Origin of the sequence: Aeromonas sp. S16(2024) (genome assembly GCF_041403065.1) — a bacterium.
In the GTDB taxonomy this organism is placed as follows: domain Bacteria; phylum Pseudomonadota; class Gammaproteobacteria; order Enterobacterales; family Aeromonadaceae; genus Aeromonas.
Genome location: NZ_JBGLQX010000011.1, coordinates 33,512 through 53,461 on the forward strand (window position 1 = coordinate 33,512; position 19,950 = coordinate 53,461).

The window sequence follows — 19,950 nt, forward strand, 5'->3', positions numbered from 1 at the left end:
CAGTGACTAACTTAACTGAAGAGATTGCTTACCACCAGGCTTCTGCTTGGACGCCGAAGTTCCAAGTATCATCGGATGTACCGCCATTGAACGCATTACCCTTCATATCTTGCTTGTCTTGCGCAAGGTAAGAGGCAAACACGCGGATCTCCGGGCGGGCCCAGAAGCTGGAGCCGGCGGACCAGGCCTGAGCCAGAGTCAGCTTGTAACCAGAATCCTCAAGGGAAGAGCCATTGGTGGACTTGTTCTTGTCCTTGAAGTAGCCGCCTTCAAAGATGGTCTTGTTGAAGTCATCCCACTTGTACATCGGGCGAGCAACGACGGACATGGTTTCCCATTTGTCATTGCCAACCCACATCTCGTTGCCTACCCCGTAGACCAGCTGGTGACCCATCTCCCAGGAGTTGCCCATCGGGATTACACCATGGTTGATGAAGCGGAAACCATCGGCACCGTCTTTGGCTTCAGCACCGTACCAGGAGCCGTCACCCCAGAAGGCAAACGCCTTGGAATAGCCTTCTGTACCGTACTGCAGCACTGTCTTGTTGAAGCCACCGAAGATGCCCTGGGTCAGCTCGGCGGTGAGCATGACACCATCTTTGGCATTCTTATACTGTGGATTGGCCGAATCTTTTTGGGCATCGGATGGATTCGCAATCGCATAATCTACGCCGACTTCCAGTGAACCGTCTTGCCACAAAGGAATTCCGGCATAACGCAGATCCAACGTGTTGACATTCATTTCATCATTGTATGTCCAACCATCACTGGTACCACTGCGGTCGTTGCGAACCCAGGCGAAGGAAACCTTACCAGGGCCGGCTTCGATGCCTTCGATACCAGCACCGGCACCGGAGATGTTCCAGTAGTAGAAATCTGAGATATGGACGTCATGGCGTTGGTAGTAGCGCTTACCGGCCCAGAGGGTGGCTTCCGGTGCAAAGCCCAGCAGGCCCTTGGCTTGTACGTTGAACTGACGGAGAGCAAAAGTAGCGTCTTCCTTGTTTTCACATCCGTCCAATGTAGAGCCATCGGCAGAGGTGCATTGGAAACGAGACTCTGTAGACTCCCAGTCATTAGACCCATTGGATGTCATTGCAACCATGGAGTCTACATAGAAGGTTTTACCATCTTTGTTGAAAACCTCAGAACCCAGCTGGATTTCGCCATAGGTATCCGCTTCATTACCCAGACGACCAACTTTCTGTTTTGCATTATCTGACAGACCAGTCTGCATGCTTCCATCCTCGGAAACACCGACACCGGAACGGAAGTAGCCGTGGAAATCAACGGCGAAGGCGGCTTGAGAAGCCAGGGCAGCGGTTACTGCTGCTGCAATCGGGAGCCACTTTGCTTTCATTTTCATTTTCCTTATTCCCGCTGGGAGTGTGATCCTGATATTCAAGTTCTTATCACTGAAAAACGTTTCAGCGATAACCGGGGTCGATTATATGTAGCCAATTTCGCGACAAACATGAGCTGATTCACAAAACGGTGACAAATCGCGCGCCCCCACCCCAGAGGACGCACATCAAGACAAAAAAAGCAAAAATAAGCAATAAAACACCAACAATCACCCACAAAAAGAAAAACAACGCCAAAGAAAGCGCTTTCAACTATTAATTTGCGATGAAGATTAAGTGAATAAACAGTCGCGCCGTGACGAAAACATGATTGAAATCGCTTTCAGTGCGGAACTTTTAATTTTCTGATGTGTCGCCGTTCTGATGAATATGGGTCTGAGGAATCCGATCTGGCGGGGGAAAGTAACCGGATAAAGTGCGGGATATATTTCAAGAAAGGTTAAGTGAGTCCCAAAATAACACTCCCCCGTCAGCACGCTCACGGGGGAGAAATTTAAAATACGAAGGCAATCCGGCTAGAGCCTATTTTCCCAGCTTTTCAACCAGGCCAGCGCCGCGACCTCAGGCTCATCCTCCAGTGTCGCGTCTATCTCAAGGCGCGGTACCAGGGCGTCGGCGGCCAGCTCCTGCAGCAGTTCATCGAGCCTGCGTCCGGCCCCGCAGAAGTGTTCATAGCTGCTGTCCCCCATGGCGATGAGGGCATAACGCCATCCCTTCATATAAGGAGCGCGATCGGCCAGGGCAGTGGCGAAGGGTTGCAGATTGGGAGGAATATCCCCCTGCCCCGTGGTGGCACTGACGATCAGCAAGAAGCGGGATGGGTCTATGTCAGTCAGCTCGGCTTCGTCGAAGAGCTGGCAGACATGCCCCTGGGCTTGCAGGTGATCCCGCAGTGTCTCGGCCACCAGCATGGCCGAGCCATAGACGGTGCCGACCAGGATATCGATGTCGGTCATCAGCGACTCCTCGAACGAAGGAGAGGGCCCGACTCTGGCACAGAGTTCTGAGTCTGGGTGCGCGGGGTTGCTGGCGGGGTATCTCGTTGAGCCATAAGTGGTTCCTCTGACAGGCGTGGCCTACAGCATGCCACAGCCCGGTCAGAGGCCACAAATGATGACGGGTATCAGGCGCCGTAGTCGCTCTCGCTGGCGGGCCACCCCAGCCTGGCGAACAAGCCCAGCACTTCCGGGCCGAGTGGCGCCTGGATCCGCATCGGCACCTTGAGCACCGGGTGCTCGAAGCTCAAGCGGTGGGCGACCAGCAGCAGCCGCTCGCAACCATAGTGCTCGCGAAAGAAGCGATTATGCCGACCATCACCATGGGTGGTGTCACCGACTATGGGATGGAACAGGTGATCCAGATGACGACGCAGCTGATGCTTGCGGCCCGTCTTGGGGAAGAGCCGAACCAGACTGTAGCGGCTGGTAGGATGCTTCTTGGAGACGGCGTGGGGCAGCTCGACCTGATGCAGACGACGGAACGTCGTCACCGCCTCCTGGGCGGGGCGATCGGGGCTGCTCATGGCATCGGCTATCTTGTCCAGCTGCTCCTTGAGGGGATAGTCGATCAGCCCCTGCTCGGGGGCCCAGCCCCGCACCAGCGCCAGGTACTCCTTGTGTACCCGACGGGCGGCAAACGCCTCGGTCAGGGTCCGGGCCACGGCGGGATCGAGGGCAAACAGCAACACCCCTGAGGTGGGCCTGTCGAGCCGGTGCACGGGGTAGACATGACGCCCCCCGATAAGATCCCGGGTCATCTGCATGGCGAAACGGGTCTCGGCCTTGTCGAGCCAGCTGCGATGCACCAGCAGGCCCGACGGCTTGTTGACCGCCACCAGCCACTCATCCTGGTAGAGCAGGGTCAGTTTCATGCCGCCACCCGGGTATCACCAATGAAGCGCGCCGCGGCCAGGGCAGGCAGGGGATTGATCATTGCTCCACCACTTTTCCGGTCAGCAGCAGATCGAAACGACCGATGAGGCGCAGCAGCCCGGCCACCTCGGCCAGCTCGTCCTTGTAGGCTTCGCTCGCCATGGGATAGAGGGATACGCTGGTGGGCAGCGGCGCCTGCAGCAGCACCAGTTGCTCCATGCGCGGTATCAGCACGAACTGCAACCATTGATCGAAGCTCAGGGTATCGACGCAAAACGGCAGCTCGCTCGCCAGCGCCTCGGCCCCCGGATGTTCGGCTTGCCAGCGTTCGAGGCGTTGCAACTCGGCGGTGAGTTCACCCAGCAGACCGGCGACCAGCAAATATTGATTCATCTCGTCCTCTTCCTCGTCTCGACGATCATCCCGCTGCCAGAGGGCAGGGATCCCGTCTTCTTTAAACACGCGTGCCAAAAAGGGGCGTTACTATACACCGCCCCCGGGGTGGCTGCCATGCTGCCATCACTTTCATGGCCCGCACCTGCACCACTGGCTATCTGATGCAGCCTCCTTATAATCGCCCGCATCACATTTAGCCGGATGCCTTCATGTCTGCCATCAATACCCTGACCGAATTCCTGACCCAGGCCGAGACCCAGTTCCAGCTGTTCGACATGGGCCGCCAGGTGCGCCCGCTGGCGAGCGATCTCTTCGTTCGCATCGAACAGCAGCAGGAGCCCTACCCCTGGCCACTGCAACAGCATGCCTGGCTCGGCGTGCACTTCTTCCAGCCAGCCGAATCCAGGCACTACCTCTGGTTCCTCAAGTTTGCCCTCGACGAGCATGGCCTGCTCATCGCCAGCGGCCCCAAGCACTTCATGGATCAGGTGGTCGAGACCCTGGGCTACAAGCTCACCGGCGATCTGGATGAGGAGAAGGCGCAGCGACTGGCCGACAACCCCTACACCTTCCGGCCGGCCGAGGCCAAGATGGCCAGCCTGCATGCCAAGCTGGCCCGTCAGCTGGAGCAGGCGCCTTCCGCCTACTACGAGGCCCTCTGCCACTACCTGGCGGCGCCGGGGGAAGAGGGGTGGCAGGCCCTGGGGCTGCAAGGCTTCGCCGATCTGGCGGAGCGGCTGCAGGATGAACGCAATCTGGCCCTGGTGTGCAAGGCGCTGCCAAGGCTGCCTCAGGAGCCGCTCTACGCCCTGTGCCAGAGCCTGGAAAACGCCCCCCTGCCCCCGGCGCTGCAAGGTGCCCTGCTCGAGCGCATCGGCAAGGAGCAGGAGTGCGCCGACCCCAGTGCCGAGACCCTGGCCTACCTGTGCCGGGCACTGGCCTCCTGCTCAGGCAATGCCTTGCGCAGCAACAAGCTGCTGACCCTGCTGCACACCCGGCCGAGCCCGGCCCTGCTGCTCGCCATCGCAGGCCGTCTCTGGCCCGATCTGAAAAACCCCGAGCTGCTCGGACTGTTTCTGGAGCAGCTAGCCCTGCAGCCCACCCAGTTCTTCAATCAGGTCTTTGCCGAGCTGGTGACACTGCCCGCCCTGCGCAATGATATGCTGGCAAGACTGCGTGACCCCGAGCGCAGCGAGGCCCTCGGCCAGGCCATAGGCCGACTGTTCGCCTCGGTATAACCACTCTAGGTGCGGCCGTGCTTTCCTCTGGGAAGCACGGCCCAGACCATACATCACAGAAGGAACCCGCTGATGGGAGAAATGCTTGGAATCTTGCTGCTTGGAGCCATCGGCTGGGCCTTCTGGCAACAGCGCCGCCAGGCGGAGCTGGCCTGGCAATATATGCGGCGCTACTGCCAGCATCACGATCTGCAACTGCTATCGCTGGCTCGTACCCATCGCGCCCTGGGGCACAAGCCCCTGCGCCTGCTGACCTATTACCAGTTCGAGTTCTCCAGCGACGGGGATAGTCATTACCAGGGTCAGCTCTGCATGCAGGGCTTGCATGTCGCCGGGGTCGAGCTGCCGCCCCATCGCCTCCCCTCCTAGCCCATGGGGCAAGGCCGTGGCGGCTGGCTATAATTCTCGACAATCGCCCTTCAAGGAGACACGAGATGGAATTGCTGACCCATGACATGCCTGCCCTCTTCGCCCAGCTGGGCCTGGCCAATGACGAGATAAGCCTGCATCGCTTCATCCGCGAGCACCATCTGGACAATCAGACCCTGTTGCCAGAGGCCAGCTTCTGGAGCCCCTCCCAGGCCGTATTCCTGCGCGACGCACTCTGGAACGACTCCGACTGGTCCGAAGCCATCGATCAACTGGACGTGATGCTGCGCCAGGCAAACTGAGCGGCCCGCGTCCCCCGCTTTCCCGAGGGCCGGGGTTTGAGCTCTGTACCACTGATTCAGATCTCAATCGCCCTGGCTTCCCCCACCTCAACAAACTGAGCCTCCCCTTGGCGCCGCTTTCCTGATGGGCAGGCTTTGATTAAGCTCTGTGCCACCATCCGCAAGCAGCAAGACAGCAGCGCAGGAGCGCAGGAGCCAAGATGTCAGCCCAAGAGATCATCCAGATAGCCAACGAACTGAGTGCCAGGGGGATCACCCCCTCCACCGCCATGGTCAAGGCCCGCCTCAGTCACCCCGTGCCCATGGCGGAGTTGCTCAAGGTGTTGAGCCAGTGGAAGCAACAACCCCAGTCGGCAGACCCAGCCCCGGCCAGCGCCCCCGCCGCTGCCGCCCCGGCCCAGGCCATCGATTTGCAACAGCTGAGCGAGCAGCTCAATCGCCTCGAGCAGAAGGTCGATCGCCTGACCGCCCTGCTGCTCAAACAGCAGCAGGATTGATGCCTCCCCATGTATATCCTCGAACTCAACTTTGAATGCTACCGCGACACGTCGCTTGGCGAGGCCGAGCCGGCCATAGTCAACTACCTCGACATGCTGCGCTACCAGGGGCAGATCCTGGGACGGGAGTTTCCCACCAGCATGCAGGATGGCGGCTTTGTCACTCGGGTGGTCTGCCCGGAGCAGGACAGCCTGCACCCGGACAACCAGAGCGAGCAGGTCGCGCTGGCCGAACAGGGCCTGCACCAGGCGGGGCTGCTGGCTCCCAAGCCCCATCTGCTCGGCATGGATCTGCTCTCCGACAGTACGGATCCTTGCGGCGAGCAGGGAGAACGGCCGAGCTGGATGCTGCTCTACACCAGCTTTGTGCACACTTGCTCTCCCTTGCGCTGCGGCGATCATTTCGCCCCCATTCCGCTCTACCGCCTGCCAGCCATCGCCAACGGCGACCACAAGCAGATCATCAAGTGGCAGGAGGATTGGGAGGCCTGCGATCAGTTGCAGATGAACGGCTCCATCGCCGAGCACGCCGTGTTGCACGAAATCAGCGAGGTGGGCAGCCGCCTGCAGCGCCGGGGCAGCGATCTGGCCAGACGACTGGAGGGGCTCTGCGGGATCCCGACCTACTACTACCTCTACAGGGTCGGCGGCCTGAGCAAGGCGGCGGAGTTGGCACGCCCCTGCCCAGGTTGTGGCGGCGACTGGGCACTGGCAGCGCCACTGCACGAGATCTTCGACTTCAAGTGCGATCCCTGCCGGCTGGTCTCCAACCTCTCCTGGGACTTCAAGGACTAGCTCCGCCCGCGCCGTTCCCCCCATGAAAGAAGGGCCTTGCCAGATGGCAAGGCCCTTCTCTTTAATACGGGGCGAGCGAAAACGGGTCGCTTACTGCGGCAAGGTCTCCAACCGTGCGAGGAAGGCCGGCAGGGAGGGGGCCAGCACCAGACGGCGACCGGAGTCCAGCCACTCCAGCCACACCTGGCCGCTCTCGTTATCGAGCGATACCAGCGTCATCTCGTTGCGGGTGGTGGCGATGAAGAGCGACGGCGTGCGCTTGAGTTTGCGCAGCATCAGCAGGTGGCCGATGAGGTTCTCCTTGAGCAAGTCCAGATCCGCCTCGTTCCACGGCAGTATGAGTTCGATGCGCAGCCCCTTGTAGGAGCAGGGAAGCGGGCGGCTGAACCAGTGGCCAAACAGGGCAAGGGCGCTCGGGTGCAGGGTCAGCTCAAGGGCATCTGCCATGGCCGCAAAGTCGGCGGGTACAGGGCGCCGGTGCGGACGCCAGGCTACCCGCCCCTCTCTGGGCTCATCCAGCTCGCAAGGAGAGCGCCAGTCGGCCTCCCACTCGCACAGAGGCAGCCCCCGCCTCGCCTCGCCATCGCGCTGCCAGCGTAAAAAGAACTGCTCCAGGGCAGACAGGACTTGATCCGACATCGATATTCCCCACAATAGCGGCCTCTGATCGCCGCAAGAACCTGACCGAAAAATCCGGGCATTGCACCATCAAACCCTTTATCAGACAAGCGTGAGCAAACAAGCATGAGCAAACAAGAGAGATACGCAGGCGCCAGCGCGTTGCAGGGCCTGAGCCTGGGGCAGCAGTCTGCCTACATCAGCCAGTACACCCCGTCCCTGCTGCAACCCGTGCCACGCAGTCTGAATCGCGACGATCTCGGCCTTGGCGAGACGCTGCCCTTCCAGGGTTGTGACGTCTGGACCCTGTACGAACTCTCCTGGCTCAATGCCAAGGGCAAGCCCGTGGTCGCGCTCGGCGAAGTGGCCGTGCCCGCCACCAGCCCTAACCTCATCGAATCCAAGTCGTTCAAGCTCTACCTCAACTCCTTCAACCAGACCCGCTGCGACTCCCTGGCGGCGGTGCAGGCACTGCTGGCCAAAGACCTGAGCGCCTGTGCCGGGGCGGATGTGAGCGTCACCCTCTTCCCCCTCGATCAGGCCCCTCACCAGATAGCGCTGCTGCCGGGCGAGTGCATCGACGAGCAGGACATCGAGATCGACAGCTACGAGTTTGACCAGACCCTGCTGCAAGGGGCCGCAGAGGCGGACATAGTGGAAGAGACACTGCACAGCCATCTGCTCAAGTCCAACTGCCTGGTCACCAGCCAGCCGGACTGGGGATCCCTGGTGATCCACTACCGCGGCCCGCGCCTCAATCGGGAGAAGCTGCTGCGCTATCTTATCTCCTTCCGCCAGCACAACGAGTTCCACGAGCAGTGCATAGAGCGCATCTTCATCGATCTCAAGCACTTCTGCGCCCCGCAGCAGCTGACCGTCTATGCCCGCTATACCCGCCGCGGGGGCCTGGACATCAACCCCTTCCGCAGTGACTGGGAGCCGGTGCCCGCCAACCTGCGCCTCATCCGCCAGTAAACCCGGCGCCACAAGCCGGAGGATCAGGCCCATCACCCATGTCAGCAATGAACTCTGGACGGGCGGGGGTGGGCTTGGATAACATGCCTGCACCTCCGTGCCGTTCTTAATCCAATGAATCAACTGTTTTTTCTGGCAATGATGATGTCCTCCCTGTCGGCTCCGGATCTGGATCTGGCCAAGGAGCAGTTGTCTATCGATCTGCAGCAGGCACAGACCCTGGTGCTGACCGATCCCGCCAGATGTGTCCAGATTGCCACCTCCTTCCTCGAACGCACGGCCAATAATCCCAAGCAAATCATCAGCAACCGCCAGGAATACGGCTATCGGGAGCCGATCCTGAGCTATGGCACTGCGACCCAGACCACGGGCGCCTACCTGATCAAGGGCGAGTGCCTGCAACAGCTGGGGCAGTCCCAGCCGGCCCAGGACTCCTTCGACAAGGGCATCGCCATGGCCGAGAAGGAGCAGCAGTTCGAGCTGCAGGCCCATGGCCTCTATCTCAAGATCCGCAGCCGGGAGATGCAGGAGCATGCCCCTGGCGCCAGCACGATGGCGCTCGAACAGCTGGACAAGCTGCTGACCAACCCCGGCCTCAAAGAGAGTCAGCTGCAGGTCTACAGCCGCCTGCTGCACGTCAACGCCAGCATGGCGGGGCGGCAGTTCGATCTGGCCAAGCAGCAGCTGACCGAGGCGCGCCAATGGGCGGAGCAAACCAAGAATCCCCTGGCCAGGGCCTGGGTCAGCGCAGTGGGAGGGGATCTCTATCAGGCGCTCGGGCAGCCCCAACTCGCCCTCGGGGAGTACATCGACGCCCAGCAGCAGGCCAAGAATCTGCAGGATCCCCTCTTCCTCGGCCTGCTGTCGAACCAGATGATCAGCCTCTATCAGGCGGAGCAGGAGCCGCAAAAAGCACTGCAGTATGCCAACGAGGCGGCCAACTACTTCCATGCCCTCGGCAACCCCTCCCTGCTCAGCGACGCCCTGATAGTGCTCGCCCGGCTCAACCGTGAGCAAGGGGAGATGAACATGGCGCTGGTCTACTTCTTCAACGCCCTGGATCTGCTGGACGAGAGCAACAGCCGCACCCGCATCGCCCACCTCAAGTTCGAGATAGGCAAGACCTATCTGCAGACCGGCAACCTGACCCTGGCCCGCAACTACCTCAATGCGGCGCGTCAGTCCCACGAGCTGGGGGACGACAAGGAGTCGCTGATCGACACCCTGTTGCTGCTGGGGGAGCTGCACCTCAAGCAGCAGGAGGCGGGCATCGCCATCCTGCAGCTGGAGAATGCCCTGACCCTGGCCAACCGGATTGGCGACATCCGCCGCCAGTTTGAAATCTTCCGGTTGCTCGCCATCGCCTACGAGCAGAAGGGCTATCTCCAGCAGGCCCTCGAGAGCTACAAGAACTATCACCAGCGCAGCGAGCTGGTTCGCCAGCAGCAGCTCGATCTGGAGCAGGAGGCGGTCCGCGACAACTACGCCCAGGTAGAGCGCGCCCAGCAGGTCAAGGAGCTGGAGCAGCGCCTCGACCAGAGCCAGCATCAGCAGGAGCGCTATCTCTGGACCAGCGTCAGCACTGGCCTGCTACTGGTCCTGTTCATCTACCTCTTCTTCACCCTCTGGCTCAAGCTGCGGGTCGCCCGCCTCAATGCCAGACAGCTGGGCGAAGCCCTGCTCATCGAACCGCGCAGCGGCCTGGCCAACTGGCAGCGACTGATGAGCCGCTGGCCGCGCGAGATGGCCAAGCGCCAGCAAAAATCCGATCGCTGGTACCTGAGCGAGCGCCCCACCAGCGAGTTTGACGACAAGCTCCACTACCTGCTGTTCCGGGTGCCCTTCCTAGTCAACAACCTGGAGCAGCATGGATACCAGGTCAGCCGCGAGATTGAACAGGCCTTCGGCCACTACATCAATCAGCTGACTCCCCAGGATGGCCGCATCTACGACCTGCGCGAGGGACACCTGCTCTATGTGGTGCCCCAACGCCACGTGGCCCAGCTGCACCAGCTGGCACAGGAGCTGCTGGAGACCCTGGCCGCCTTCCCCTGCGAATACCCGCTGGACAGGCACATCAGCCTCGGCATCGTCAGCCACCCCTTCCTGCCCAAGGCGGCGATGGCCCTCGATCATCACGGCCTGTTCGACCTCTGTTATCTGGCGCTCTCGGGGGCCATGCAACTCAGTGACAAATACCGGCAGAGCGTCTGGCTGGAGCTGGCGGCCATCGATTGCCAGCAGGCCGCATTTTTTAATGGCGATGTGTGGCAATGCTGCTTGATGGCAATTGACAAGGGGCTGGTAAAAGTAAATTCTTCTCATGAAAAGCAATGGGTTAATTGGCTTTTGCTTTCACGGACGAAAGTGCCGGATAACCCATAACAACAAGGTACTCAACGGGGTCTTTCATTGGCTTACTGTTGCTGGACAACACAAAAACGATAATGACAACAGGGCGACCTGAACAATGAATGATATCGCTGCCGTAACAGGACAACTGGCAAGACTCAGGGAATCCCTTCAGCAAAAACAGCAGGAGCTCGATGGCATGGCCACGTTCTCCGAGGCCGAACGCACCCGCAGCATCCAGTTCATCGGCAAGCTGATGCAGGCCTGCCGTGGTCACGATCGTGAACTGGACAGCCGGCTCGCCAAGCTAAAGCAGAAGCTCGATGGCAACCCTCCCCTCTCCTCGCTCGACGCCGATCTTGCCGTCATCGAGAAGCTGTTGCAGCAACATGGCCACGCCATGGAGGAGTCCATCAGTCTGACCCGGGCCGCCATCGAACTGGGCAGCAAGCAGCTCAAGTCATTGAAGGGCTTTCCGGAAGATACCCGTCGCTCCCTCAAGGAGTTTCTCGCGAGCCCCGAGGGCTATGGCATAGGCGATCACCAAAAGAAGGTGATCCGCTTGCTGGAGTTCTACCAGCAGGCCATCAAGATCCAGCTGCTGCCACGTCAGCCCCTGCTCGCCCCCGAGGTGGCCACCGAGCTCTCCAACCCGGCTCCCACCGACTCCTTCGATATCAAGGCACACGCCCAGATCTCCGATGAGCTGCAGCGGCTCATCACCGAGCTCGACTTTGCCGGCGCCGTGGGGGAGAGCCTGGCGGACATCCGCCGCCAGCTGCTGGGGGGGATCACCCCGCCCCTGCTGGCGGAGATCTGCCTGCAGATCATCGAGCTCATCATTGAGGGGACCCGGGAAGAACGTAAGTCCTCCCAGGCCTTCCTCAGCTCCCTCAACGAGAGCCTCTCCGCGGTACATTTCAACTTTACCGAATCCCTGGACGAGGGGCGGGCGCTGCAAAATGCCGCCCACCTCAGCGGCCAGGCGCTGGAGCGGGAACTCGCGGCCATCGATCACACCATGGCGACCCACAACTCCCCCCAGTCCCTCAAGGGAGCCATCTCCAGCCATCTGGACACCATACGTCGCCTGCAGCAGGAGCGGGAGGCCATGGCCAGTCGCGAGCGTCACCTGCTCACCCACCTCTCCAACATGGAAGCCAAGCTGCGACTGATGAAGGAGGAGACGGCCGAGTACAAGAAGCGGCTCACCATCCAGAAGCACAAGCTGTTCCTCGACAGCCTGACCCAGGTGCACAACCGGGCGGCCCTCGACGAGCGGCTCGAGCTCGAGTACAAGCGCTGGCTGCGCTATGGCACCCCCCTGTGTCTGGCCATCATCGACATCGACCACTTCAAGAACATCAATGACAACTACGGCCACATGGCCGGGGACAAGGCCTTGAAAGTGGTCGCCAAGGCCCTGCAGAACGCCTTGCGTGACACCGACTTCATCGCCCGCTTCGGGGGGGAGGAGTTCGTGGTATTGCTGCCCAACATCAATCCGGACAAGTACCAGAAACCCCTGGAGAACCTGCGTCAGACGGTCAAGAGCATTCCGTTCAGGTTCAGAGACGCCAGGGTCGAGATCACCATCTCCATCGGCGCCACCCTGTTTCGCGAAGGGGACCACACCACGGACGCATTCGAGCGCGCAGACAAGGCACTCTACAGCTCCAAGAATCTGGGCCGGGATCAGGTCAATCTGGCCTGAACCCGGGTTGAACTGCGGCTAAAAAACAGGCAAACGCACCGACCCCCTATTCCCCTGCCCCACCCCTTGCCTCTACTATCGAAATCGAGGGATGCCATGGCATCCCGTTTTCTCCCCAGGGAAAGCACAACGATAACAAGCGAGTGAAAGGGGAAATTATGATTACACACATCAATCCCGTGGGCAGCATGGACCTGCTGTCCCAACTTGAGGTGGATCGCCTCAAGCAGACCGCCTCCAGCGATATCTATCAACTGTTTCGCAACTGCTCGCTGGCGGTGCTCAACTCCGGCAGCCACACCGACAGCTCCAAAGAGATACTGGAGCGCTTCAAGTCCTTCGACATTCATGTGATCCGGCGCGAGCGCGGGGTCAAACTCGAGCTGTTCAACGCCCCCGAGCACGCCTTCGTCGATGGCGAGATCATCCGCGGCATCCAGGAGCACCTGTTCTCCGTGCTGCGCGACATCCTCTATGTCTCGACCCAGCTGGAGTCCAATCGCCTGGTCAACCTGACCAGCTCCACCCACATCTCCAACGTGGTGTTCGCCATACTACGCAACGCCAAGGCGATCCTGCCCGGCGCCGATCCCAACCTGGTGGTCTGCTGGGGGGGTCACTCCATCAACGAGGTGGAGTACCAGTACACCCGCGCCGTGGGCAGCGAGCTGGGCCTGCGGGAGCTCAACATCTGCACCGGCTGCGGCCCGGGTGCCATGGAGGGCCCCATGAAGGGGGCCGCCGTCGGCCACGCCAAGCAGCGGGTGCGCAACGGCCGCTATATCGGCCTCACCGAGCCCTCCATCATCGCCGCCGAACCACCGAACCCCATCGTCAACGAGTTGGTGATACTGCCGGACATCGAGAAGCGGCTGGAGGCCTTCGTGCGCCTGGGCCACGGCATCATCATCTTCCCGGGCGGGGTCGGCACCGCCGAGGAGCTGCTCTATCTGCTCGGCATCATGATGCACCCGGCCAACGAGCGGCAGCCCATGCCCATCATACTGACCGGTCCGAAGGAGAGCGCCGACTACTTCCGCGCCATCGACGACTTCGTCAAGGCCACCCTGGGTGAGCCGGCCACCAGTCTCTACCGCATCATCGTCGGGGATGCCCCGGAAGTGGCGCGGGTGATGAAGGAGGCGATGCCGAAGATCCGCGAATACCGAAAATCGGTGGGAGATGCCTACTCCTTCAACTGGTCCTTGCGCATAGAGCCGGAGTTCCAACTGCCGTTCGAGCCGGATCACGCCAGCATGGCGAGCCTGGATCTGCATCGCAACCAGCCGCCCCAGCTGCTGGCGGCCAACCTGAGGCGCGCCTTCTCCGGCATCGTCGCCGGCAACGTCAAGGAAGGGGGCATTCGCGCCATCGAGAAGAAGGGCCCCTTCAAGCTGCACGGCGACAAGGAGCTGATGCATCTGATGGACAGACTGCTGGAGAGCTTCGTCAGGCAGCAGCGGATGAAGCTGCCCGGCAGCCAGTACATTCCCTGCTACGAAATCGTGAAATAAGGGCGCAGCGCCCGTGATGACAGGAGGGGCCCGGTGCCCCTCCTTCACTTCCCGGCCCTGGCGTCCGGGGTTAGCATGACGCCCATCCCTTGTTACAATGGGCCGTCCCGACCGCCAAGAGTGCTCCCTGCCATGCAACACCTCAGGCCACACCTGCTCATCATCGATGCCCTCAACCTCATCCGCCGACTGCACGCGGTGCAGGCCCAGCAGGCGCTGACCCCGGCCCAGGCCCTGATCGCCACCCGCGCCAACCTCATCAATACCTGCAAGAAGCTGCTGGCCGCCAGCGAGCCGACCCACGTCATCGCCGTGTTTGACGGCGAGGTGCACAGCTGGCGCAAGGAGATCTATCCGGCCTACAAGGAGGGGCGCACCCCCATGCCACAGGAGCTGAGGGAGGGGCTGGCCGACTTGCAGGACGCCTTCTGGGAGTGCGGTGTGGATGCCCTGCTCTCCCAGACCGACGAGGCGGACGATCTTATCGCCACGTTAGCCAGTGGAATTGCCCAGCACGGCGCCAGGGCCACCATCATCTCCACCGACAAGGGCTTCTGCCAGCTCATCTGCCCGCAGATCCGGGTGCGGGATTACTTCAACAAGCGCTGGCTGGATGAGGCCTTCGTCCGGCAGCAATATGGCGTGGCTCCCGAGCAGCTGGTGGACTTCTGGGCCCTGACCGGCATCGGCGGCTCCCATATCAAGGGGGTGCCGGGCATAGGGCCAAAGACGGCAACCCAGCTGCTGCAACAATATGGCGATCTGGCCGCCATGCTGGATGCCTGCTTGCAAGAAGACGCGGGCAAGCCTCTGCTCAAGCTGCGCCAGCACAAGGATGAGGCCCTGCTGGCCCAGCGGCTGGTGCGGCTGCAGCAAGACATCCCCCTCGGTTTCAACCTGAGGGAGATCCGCTACCCGCCCGAGCCCGACTCGGAGGCGTGATCCCCGGCACACTATTCCCCGAAACAGGCCGTACCTGTTGACATAAATGGGAAAAATGTAAAGAAACATGGAGGAAGTGGTGCAAAAATGGTATAAAACCGCCGAATCCTCCCCCTCTGTTCCCTAGAAGTGGATACGTCTCATGTCAAAAAGAAAAATTACCGTCATTCCGGGCGACGGCATAGGCCCCAGCATCATCGAATCCGCCATCCAGATCCTGACCCACGCCGGCTGTGATTTTGACTACGACTATGCCGATGCCGGTCTGGTCGCGCTGGAGAAGCACGGCGAGCTGCTGCCCCAGTCCACCCTCGATTTGATTGAGAAGAACAAGGTCAGCCTCAAGGGCCCCCTCACCACACCGGTCGGCGGCGGCTTCACCTCCATCAACGTCTCCCTGCGCAAGAAGTTCAACCTCTACGCCAACGTGCGCCCGGTGATCTCCTTCAAGGGCACCAGGAGCCGTTACGACAACATCGACATCATCACGGTGCGTGAAAACACCGAGGGCATGTATTCGGGCGCCGGCCAGAAGCGCAGCGATGACAACCAGAGCGCCGAGGCGATGAGCATCATCACCCGCGACGGGGCCGAACGCATCGTCACCTTCGCCTTCGAGCTGGCGCGCCAGGAAGGGCGCAAGAAGGTCACCATCATCCACAAGGCCAACATCCTCAAGTCCACTTCGGGCCTGTTCCTGGAGGTGGCGCGCGAGGTGGCTGCCCGCTATCCGGATATCCAGAACGAAGAGATGATCGTCGACGCCGCCTGCATGAACCTGGTGATGTACCCGGAGCGGTTCGATGTCATGGTCACCACCAACCTGTTCGGCGACATCCTCTCGGATCTCTGCGCCGGTCTGGTGGGGGGCTTAGGCATGGCCCCAGGTGCCAACATAGGTGAGGGCGCCGCCATCTTTGAGGCGGTGCACGGCTCTGCGCCGGACATCGCAGGCAAGAACATCGCCAACCCGACCTCGGTGATCCTCGCCTCCATCCAGATGCTGGAGTACCTGGGCATGCAGGACAAGGCCGAGCGCATCCGCGAGGCAGTGCGGGCGACCATCGAGTCCGGCGATCGGGTGACCCGGGATCTGGGGGGCACGGCCTCCACCAGCGAATTCACCCAGGCCATCATAGACCGTCTATAAATCATATCTAACTGATTGATTTAAAAAGGGAGCTTCGGCTCCCTTCGTTTTATACCGGATCCCCCTATCTCCCTTGTCGGATGAATACTATGTTCATATGAGGGATAAGGAGATCCATCATGCGTGCTACCTTCATCTTGCTGATCGTCAGCAGCAGTGCCATGGCATTGGACAGGCCCATCGACAACGCCTGGTTGACACCGCCCCCTCAGTACGAGCCGCCGGCCAAGCAGACCTGGCAGTCCACCATAGATACCAACGACCTGCTCAAGAGCCCCAAGCCGCTCTCCCTCGGCGTGGACATCATGACCGACAGCAATGGCACCCAGCGGGTCACCCCCTACCAGAAACTCAATCTGACCGCCGAGAAGAGCGTGAGCCTCTCCTTCGAGAAGCACAAACCCAGGATCAAGTTCAACGCCGGTGGCCTCCATACCTCGGTCAAGCTGCGGGGGGACGGCGTCAAGATGCAGTTCAACCCCATCGACAAGACCATTCCGCTTCAAATAGAGCTCAAGATCACCGATGACGAGTCCATGATGCGCGTCGACTACCGCTTCTGAGGGCGTCAGAAAACAAAAAACCGGACGGGGTCAGCCGTCCGGTTTTTATTTGGCGTCATACCGGGTGACGCGGGTGCCCTGCTCAGGACTTGGGTTCGAGCTTGGAGACCCAGAACTTGTTGTAGACGTGCACGGTGATCTCTTCGCGATCGTGGTAGAGCTGCTTGGCCTGGATCACGAACGCATTGTCGATCTCCTTGAGCATCTCCCGCAGCACCTCTATGTTGTGCACCGCCTCGGCATAGCGCTTCTTCATCGGCAGCTTGAGGTTGAACATGGCTTCCTGGCAGTCGTTCTCGCGGAACCAGTCGGCGATCATGTGCACCACCCGCGCCGGCTTGTCCACCATGTCGCACACCAGCCAGTAGGTGTTCTTCTTGCCTGGCCGCCAGACGAAGCCATCGTCGCGAATGTGCTTGACCTGGCCGGTATCCATCAGGGACTGGGCCATGGAGCCGTTGTCCACCGCGGTCACCATCATGCCACGGCGCACCAGCTGATAGGTCCAGCCGCCCGGGCAGGCGCCCAGATCGACGGCCTTCATGCCGGAGGTGAGTCGCAGCTCCCACTCTTCCCGCGGCACAAACACATAGAAGGCCTCTTCCAGCTTGAGGCTGGAGCGGCTCGGGGCGTCAGGCGGGCAGCGCAGACGCGGAATGCCCATGTGGAATTCGGAGTTGTTGAAGGAGTAGGAGTACCCCAGCAACAGGTGATCATTGGCCATGAAGAAGGCGTGGAACACCGGACGGTGCGGCGTCTCCTTCTTGGTCAGGATCTCGTTGCCACGCAGCGCCTGGCGCAGCGGCACCGTGAACTTGCGGCAGAAGGCAGACAGCTCCTTCGCCTCGTTGGTATCAGCCGTTTCCACCCGCAGATCGCCACAGATGGCATAGTCACGGGTCGCCTCTATGATGGGGGAAACCCGATCGGAGAGGTCCAGATCCTTCAGCTCATGGGTCACCACCAGCATCTGGCGGATGAAGATGAGCTCTCGGAACGGCAGCTTGCGGGCCAGCAGATCCGCCTGCTCCTCGTCATACAGCTCGAAAATCACGTAACCGCTGTCGTCCTTGACCCGGGCGAAGCCGTAGCACTGCATGTTGCTGGCTCGTTCGGTGATCTCTGCCGCCGCCTCTTTCTCAAAACCCGGGCGGCAATAAAGCAGCAGATTATTCATTTTTTCCTCCAAGACGACAGCCGGCCCATATCAGAGCCGCCCATCCCAACATAAAACAGAGGCCACCGGCCGGGGTGATGAGCCCCAGCCCCTTGCTGCCAAGCAGCACCATGGCGTAAATACTGCCGGAGAATCCCAGGATCCCCAGCACAAAGGCCGTGCCCGCGAAGGTGATCACCTTGCTGCGCACGCCGCACCACCCCAGCACCAGCAGGGCCAGGGCGTGAAAAAACTGATACTGCACCGCGGTGTTGAACGCCGCCAGCAGTGAAGGGGCTATGCCGGTCGCCGCCAGCCCGTGAGCCCCATAGGCTCCCAGCATGGTGGCCGTCAGGCCGAAACAACCCGCCAGCACCAGCCAATGTCGATGGACTTGCATCCTCTCTCCTCGTTCTCTGCGCGCGGCCATCCCTTCAGACGCACCGGGACGGGGTCGCCGCGATAAACCCCTTGATCCGCTCCGCAGCCTGTCGCAGGTTCTCCTGCTCGCTCACGCCGCTGGCCTTCCTCGGCTTGAAGCCATGATCCCCATCGGTCAGCCAGTGGACCGATACGGCGGGGGAGAAGGGGAAATCGGCCAGCTCGGCGCGAGAGCCAAAGGTATCGCGCTCCCCCTGCAGCAGCAGGGTCGGCGTCGTGATCTGCTTGAGCACCTCACCCCGCCAGCGGTCGGGGCTGGCCGGGGGGTGGAAAGGATACCCGAGAATGAGCAATCCTGCAGCATTCATCTCGTCGCTCCCTTCGTGATAGAGCTCGGCCGCCATCCGCCCCCCCATGGACTTGCCCGCCAGAAACAACCTGGGGTGGGCAAACGCGCGCACCATCTCGCGCCAGTGGGCGAGCAGCACGGGCTGCCGGTCCGGCGGCCTGCGCTTGCCGTCCAGGGCCCGCTTGCTCATGTAGGGGAAGTTGAAGCGCACCACCTCGATATCCGGCCCCGCCAGCAGCCGCGACAGCTCGGCGAGAAAGGCATGATCCATGCCGGCGCCCGCACCGTGGGCCAGCAGAATACGAACGGGGGCGTCGCTCGCCCCCTCTCTTGTCACATCCATCTCCTCACCCCTCGCCGAGACGGGCCCGGCGACGGGCCTCCTCCTGCTCCACCAGCTCCAGCATCCAGTCGCGGAAGGCCACTATCTTGCCCTGATCGGACTGCTGCTCCTGGCACACCAGGTAGAAGGCATTCTTGCTCACCAGCACCTGCTCGAACGGGCAGATGAGGCGGCCCGCCTCAATTTCGGGCTGGGCCAGCACGCTGTGACCGAGCGCCACCCCCTGACCGTGGATCGCCGCCTGGATCACCATGGTGGAGTGGCTGAAGATGGGCCCCTGGTTGACGTTCGGGGCATCGATGTCGAGCTGGCGAAACCAGGCCTTCCAGTCGCGTCGGGAGGTGTCGTGCAGCAGGGTGTGCCTGGTCAGATCCTCCGGGGTGCGCAGGGGCTTGGGGCCGGTCAGCAAGAGCGGCGAGCAGACCGGGATCAGGTACTCGGTGTGCAATTTGTCAGAGCGCAGCCCGGGCCAGTTGCCACGGCCGTAGTAGATGGCCACATCCACGTCGTCGGTCAGGGAACCCTCGTCCATGTCCACCGCCTTGATCCGCACATCGATGTCGGGGTGACGCTCGCTGAACTTCACCAGCCTGGGCACCAGCCACTGGATGGCGAAACTCGGCTGCAGGGAGACGGTGAGCGCCCCCTTGGCACTGCGGGCCAGCAGCTTGTCGGTGGCCTCTGAGATGGAGGCGAAGATGTCCTTGATGTCGAGGAAGTAGCTCTGCCCCTCCTCGGTCAGCAGCAGGGAGCGGTTCTTGCGACGGAACAGCTTGATGCCGAGGTACTCTTCCAGCGCCTTGATCTGGTGACTGATGGCGGCCTGAGTCACAAACAACTCTTCTGCTGCGCGGGTAAAGCTTAAGTGGCGAGCCGCTGCTTCGAATGCTTTCAGGGCATTGAGCGGGGGTAAACGACGAGACATGACACCAGCCGACGATGAGTTTTTCTAATGGGGCGCATTATAAATTGTCGGTTGCGGGTCGACCAGTGAATAAACATAATTCGCCACGCAATCCGTTGCCATATGGCTCACACCTTCTCTTCCATGTTGGTTTACA

General features: G+C 61.1%; 21 protein-coding genes. 12 read left to right on the forward strand and 9 right to left on the reverse strand.

Going from position 1 to position 19,950, the window contains the following annotated elements:
* Window positions 1-28: 28 nt before the first annotated feature.
* The 4 genes from ACB030_RS10115 to ACB030_RS10130 all read right to left on the reverse strand — a co-directional run bounded on the left by ACB030_RS10115 (window position 29) and on the right by ACB030_RS10130 (window position 3,628).
* Window positions 29-1,360, reverse strand: coding sequence for a maltoporin (locus ACB030_RS10115; protein ID WP_371159486.1), 1,332 nt, complete (start codon window positions 1,358-1,360; stop codon window positions 29-31).
* Between the two features lie 519 nt (window positions 1,361-1,879).
* Window positions 1,880-2,320, reverse strand: a complete 441-nt coding sequence (locus ACB030_RS10120) for a flavodoxin (RefSeq protein ID WP_371159488.1) — start codon at window positions 2,318-2,320, stop codon at window positions 1,880-1,882.
* A 167-nt stretch (window positions 2,321-2,487) separates the two neighbouring features.
* Window positions 2,488-3,234 (reverse strand): tRNA pseudouridine(65) synthase TruC, encoded by a 747-nt coding sequence (gene truC / locus ACB030_RS10125; protein ID WP_139745750.1) that lies wholly within the window; start codon window positions 3,232-3,234, stop codon window positions 2,488-2,490.
* Between the two features lie 58 nt (window positions 3,235-3,292).
* Window positions 3,293-3,628: a YqcC family protein gene (locus tag ACB030_RS10130; RefSeq protein WP_025327927.1), complete on the reverse strand. Its 336-nt coding sequence runs from the start codon at window positions 3,626-3,628 to the stop codon at window positions 3,293-3,295.
* Between the two features lie 212 nt (window positions 3,629-3,840).
* On the opposite strand from ACB030_RS10130, the gene ACB030_RS10135 reads away from it, so the two are divergent.
* From ACB030_RS10135 to ACB030_RS10155, 5 genes are all read left to right on the forward strand, one after another.
* Complete coding sequence (locus tag ACB030_RS10135; RefSeq protein ID WP_163147691.1) at window positions 3,841-4,869, forward strand: DUF3549 family protein; 1,029 nt, start codon at window positions 3,841-3,843, stop codon at window positions 4,867-4,869.
* A gap of 72 nt (window positions 4,870-4,941) precedes the next feature.
* Window positions 4,942-5,238 carry a DUF3301 domain-containing protein gene (locus ACB030_RS10140; RefSeq protein ID WP_371159491.1) on the forward strand — a complete coding sequence of 99 codons (297 nt, stop codon included), beginning with the start codon at window positions 4,942-4,944 and terminating at the stop codon, window positions 5,236-5,238.
* Window positions 5,239-5,303: 65 nt separating this feature from the next.
* Window positions 5,304-5,540 carry a DUF2789 domain-containing protein gene (locus ACB030_RS10145; protein ID WP_025327930.1) on the forward strand — a complete coding sequence of 79 codons (237 nt, stop codon included), beginning with the start codon at window positions 5,304-5,306 and terminating at the stop codon, window positions 5,538-5,540.
* Between the two features lie 200 nt (window positions 5,541-5,740).
* Window positions 5,741-6,037: a hypothetical protein gene (locus tag ACB030_RS10150; RefSeq protein ID WP_139745747.1), complete on the forward strand. Its 297-nt coding sequence runs from the start codon at window positions 5,741-5,743 to the stop codon at window positions 6,035-6,037.
* Window positions 6,038-6,046: 9 nt separating this feature from the next.
* Complete coding sequence (locus tag ACB030_RS10155; RefSeq protein WP_371159494.1) at window positions 6,047-6,832, forward strand: Zn-ribbon-containing protein; 786 nt, start codon at window positions 6,047-6,049, stop codon at window positions 6,830-6,832.
* 90 nt (window positions 6,833-6,922) lie between these two features.
* On the opposite strand, the gene syd is transcribed toward ACB030_RS10155, so the two are convergent.
* Window positions 6,923-7,471 carry a SecY-interacting protein gene (syd, locus tag ACB030_RS10160; protein ID WP_202046948.1) on the reverse strand — a complete coding sequence of 183 codons (549 nt, stop codon included), beginning with the start codon at window positions 7,469-7,471 and terminating at the stop codon, window positions 6,923-6,925.
* 105 nt (window positions 7,472-7,576) lie between these two features.
* Here syd and queF point away from each other — a divergent pair, with 105 nt between their 5' ends.
* From queF to ACB030_RS10195, 7 genes are all read left to right on the forward strand, one after another.
* Window positions 7,577-8,425, forward strand: a complete 849-nt coding sequence (gene queF, locus ACB030_RS10165) for an NADPH-dependent 7-cyano-7-deazaguanine reductase QueF (RefSeq protein ID WP_290030446.1) — start codon at window positions 7,577-7,579, stop codon at window positions 8,423-8,425.
* Between the two features lie 114 nt (window positions 8,426-8,539).
* The gene (locus ACB030_RS10170) at window positions 8,540-10,810 is read left to right on the forward strand and encodes a hypothetical protein (RefSeq protein WP_371159497.1); all 2,271 of its coding nucleotides are present in this window, start codon (window positions 8,540-8,542) and stop codon (window positions 10,808-10,810) included.
* 85 nt (window positions 10,811-10,895) lie between these two features.
* Complete coding sequence (locus ACB030_RS10175) at window positions 10,896-12,491, forward strand: diguanylate cyclase (protein ID WP_371159499.1); 1,596 nt, start codon at window positions 10,896-10,898, stop codon at window positions 12,489-12,491.
* Window positions 12,492-12,649: 158 nt separating this feature from the next.
* Window positions 12,650-14,005 (forward strand): nucleotide 5'-monophosphate nucleosidase PpnN, encoded by a 1,356-nt coding sequence (gene ppnN, locus ACB030_RS10180; RefSeq protein WP_106886059.1) that lies wholly within the window; start codon window positions 12,650-12,652, stop codon window positions 14,003-14,005.
* Window positions 14,006-14,137: 132 nt separating this feature from the next.
* Window positions 14,138-14,947: a flap endonuclease Xni gene (gene xni, locus ACB030_RS10185; RefSeq protein ID WP_371159501.1), complete on the forward strand. Its 810-nt coding sequence runs from the start codon at window positions 14,138-14,140 to the stop codon at window positions 14,945-14,947.
* Window positions 14,948-15,089: 142 nt separating this feature from the next.
* Window positions 15,090-16,097 (forward strand): isocitrate dehydrogenase, encoded by a 1,008-nt coding sequence (locus tag ACB030_RS10190; protein WP_025327939.1) that lies wholly within the window; start codon window positions 15,090-15,092, stop codon window positions 16,095-16,097.
* Between the two features lie 119 nt (window positions 16,098-16,216).
* Window positions 16,217-16,660 carry a hypothetical protein gene (locus ACB030_RS10195; RefSeq protein ID WP_371159503.1) on the forward strand — a complete coding sequence of 148 codons (444 nt, stop codon included), beginning with the start codon at window positions 16,217-16,219 and terminating at the stop codon, window positions 16,658-16,660.
* Between the two features lie 82 nt (window positions 16,661-16,742).
* Here the strand turns inward: ACB030_RS10195 and rlmM are convergent, their stop codons facing one another.
* Genes rlmM through ACB030_RS10215 form a run of 4 tightly spaced genes read right to left on the reverse strand, consistent with a single transcriptional unit; the run spans window position 16,743 to window position 19,814 of the window.
* The gene (gene rlmM, locus ACB030_RS10200) at window positions 16,743-17,837 is read right to left on the reverse strand and encodes a 23S rRNA (cytidine(2498)-2'-O)-methyltransferase RlmM (RefSeq protein WP_025327941.1); all 1,095 of its coding nucleotides are present in this window, start codon (window positions 17,835-17,837) and stop codon (window positions 16,743-16,745) included.
* Window positions 17,830-18,216 (reverse strand): DUF423 domain-containing protein, encoded by a 387-nt coding sequence (locus ACB030_RS10205; RefSeq protein WP_043130931.1) that lies wholly within the window; start codon window positions 18,214-18,216, stop codon window positions 17,830-17,832. The genes rlmM and ACB030_RS10205 overlap by 8 nt, the downstream gene beginning before the upstream one ends.
* Before the next feature lie 34 nt (window positions 18,217-18,250).
* Entirely contained in the window at window positions 18,251-18,889 is a 639-nt protein-coding gene (locus tag ACB030_RS10210; RefSeq protein ID WP_371159506.1) for an alpha/beta family hydrolase, read from the reverse strand.
* A gap of 4 nt (window positions 18,890-18,893) precedes the next feature.
* The gene (locus ACB030_RS10215) at window positions 18,894-19,814 is read right to left on the reverse strand and encodes a transcriptional regulator GcvA (protein ID WP_205641216.1); all 921 of its coding nucleotides are present in this window, start codon (window positions 19,812-19,814) and stop codon (window positions 18,894-18,896) included.
* Between the last annotated feature and the right edge of the window lie 136 nt (window positions 19,815-19,950).

What these genes read in the sequence shown, in the direction of transcription:
- ACB030_RS10115 (WP_371159486.1), bottom strand. Translation starts at nt 1,360, where the DNA reads ATGAAAGCAAAGTGGCTCCCGATTGCAGCAGCAGTAACCGCTGCCCTG.
- ACB030_RS10120 (WP_371159488.1), bottom strand. Translation starts at nt 2,320, where the DNA reads ATGACCGACATCGATATCCTGGTCGGCACCGTCTATGGCTCGGCCATG.
- truC (WP_139745750.1), bottom strand. Translation starts at nt 3,234, where the DNA reads ATGAAACTGACCCTGCTCTACCAGGATGAGTGGCTGGTGGCGGTCAAC.
- ACB030_RS10130 (WP_025327927.1), bottom strand. Translation starts at nt 3,628, where the DNA reads ATGAATCAATATTTGCTGGTCGCCGGTCTGCTGGGTGAACTCACCGCC.
- ACB030_RS10135 (WP_163147691.1), top strand. Translation starts at nt 3,841, where the DNA reads ATGTCTGCCATCAATACCCTGACCGAATTCCTGACCCAGGCCGAGACC.
- ACB030_RS10140 (WP_371159491.1), top strand. Translation starts at nt 4,942, where the DNA reads ATGGGAGAAATGCTTGGAATCTTGCTGCTTGGAGCCATCGGCTGGGCC.
- ACB030_RS10145 (WP_025327930.1), top strand. Translation starts at nt 5,304, where the DNA reads ATGGAATTGCTGACCCATGACATGCCTGCCCTCTTCGCCCAGCTGGGC.
- ACB030_RS10150 (WP_139745747.1), top strand. Translation starts at nt 5,741, where the DNA reads ATGTCAGCCCAAGAGATCATCCAGATAGCCAACGAACTGAGTGCCAGG.
- ACB030_RS10155 (WP_371159494.1), top strand. Translation starts at nt 6,047, where the DNA reads ATGTATATCCTCGAACTCAACTTTGAATGCTACCGCGACACGTCGCTT.
- syd (WP_202046948.1), bottom strand. Translation starts at nt 7,471, where the DNA reads ATGTCGGATCAAGTCCTGTCTGCCCTGGAGCAGTTCTTTTTACGCTGG.
- queF (WP_290030446.1), top strand. Translation starts at nt 7,577, where the DNA reads ATGAGCAAACAAGAGAGATACGCAGGCGCCAGCGCGTTGCAGGGCCTG.
- ACB030_RS10170 (WP_371159497.1), top strand. Translation starts at nt 8,540, where the DNA reads ATGAATCAACTGTTTTTTCTGGCAATGATGATGTCCTCCCTGTCGGCT.
- ACB030_RS10175 (WP_371159499.1), top strand. Translation starts at nt 10,896, where the DNA reads ATGAATGATATCGCTGCCGTAACAGGACAACTGGCAAGACTCAGGGAA.
- ppnN (WP_106886059.1), top strand. Translation starts at nt 12,650, where the DNA reads ATGATTACACACATCAATCCCGTGGGCAGCATGGACCTGCTGTCCCAA.
- xni (WP_371159501.1), top strand. Translation starts at nt 14,138, where the DNA reads ATGCAACACCTCAGGCCACACCTGCTCATCATCGATGCCCTCAACCTC.
- ACB030_RS10190 (WP_025327939.1), top strand. Translation starts at nt 15,090, where the DNA reads ATGTCAAAAAGAAAAATTACCGTCATTCCGGGCGACGGCATAGGCCCC.
- ACB030_RS10195 (WP_371159503.1), top strand. Translation starts at nt 16,217, where the DNA reads ATGCGTGCTACCTTCATCTTGCTGATCGTCAGCAGCAGTGCCATGGCA.
- rlmM (WP_025327941.1), bottom strand. Translation starts at nt 17,837, where the DNA reads ATGAATAATCTGCTGCTTTATTGCCGCCCGGGTTTTGAGAAAGAGGCG.
- ACB030_RS10205 (WP_043130931.1), bottom strand. Translation starts at nt 18,216, where the DNA reads ATGCAAGTCCATCGACATTGGCTGGTGCTGGCGGGTTGTTTCGGCCTG.
- ACB030_RS10210 (WP_371159506.1), bottom strand. Translation starts at nt 18,889, where the DNA reads ATGGATGTGACAAGAGAGGGGGCGAGCGACGCCCCCGTTCGTATTCTG.
- ACB030_RS10215 (WP_205641216.1), bottom strand. Translation starts at nt 19,814, where the DNA reads ATGTCTCGTCGTTTACCCCCGCTCAATGCCCTGAAAGCATTCGAAGCA.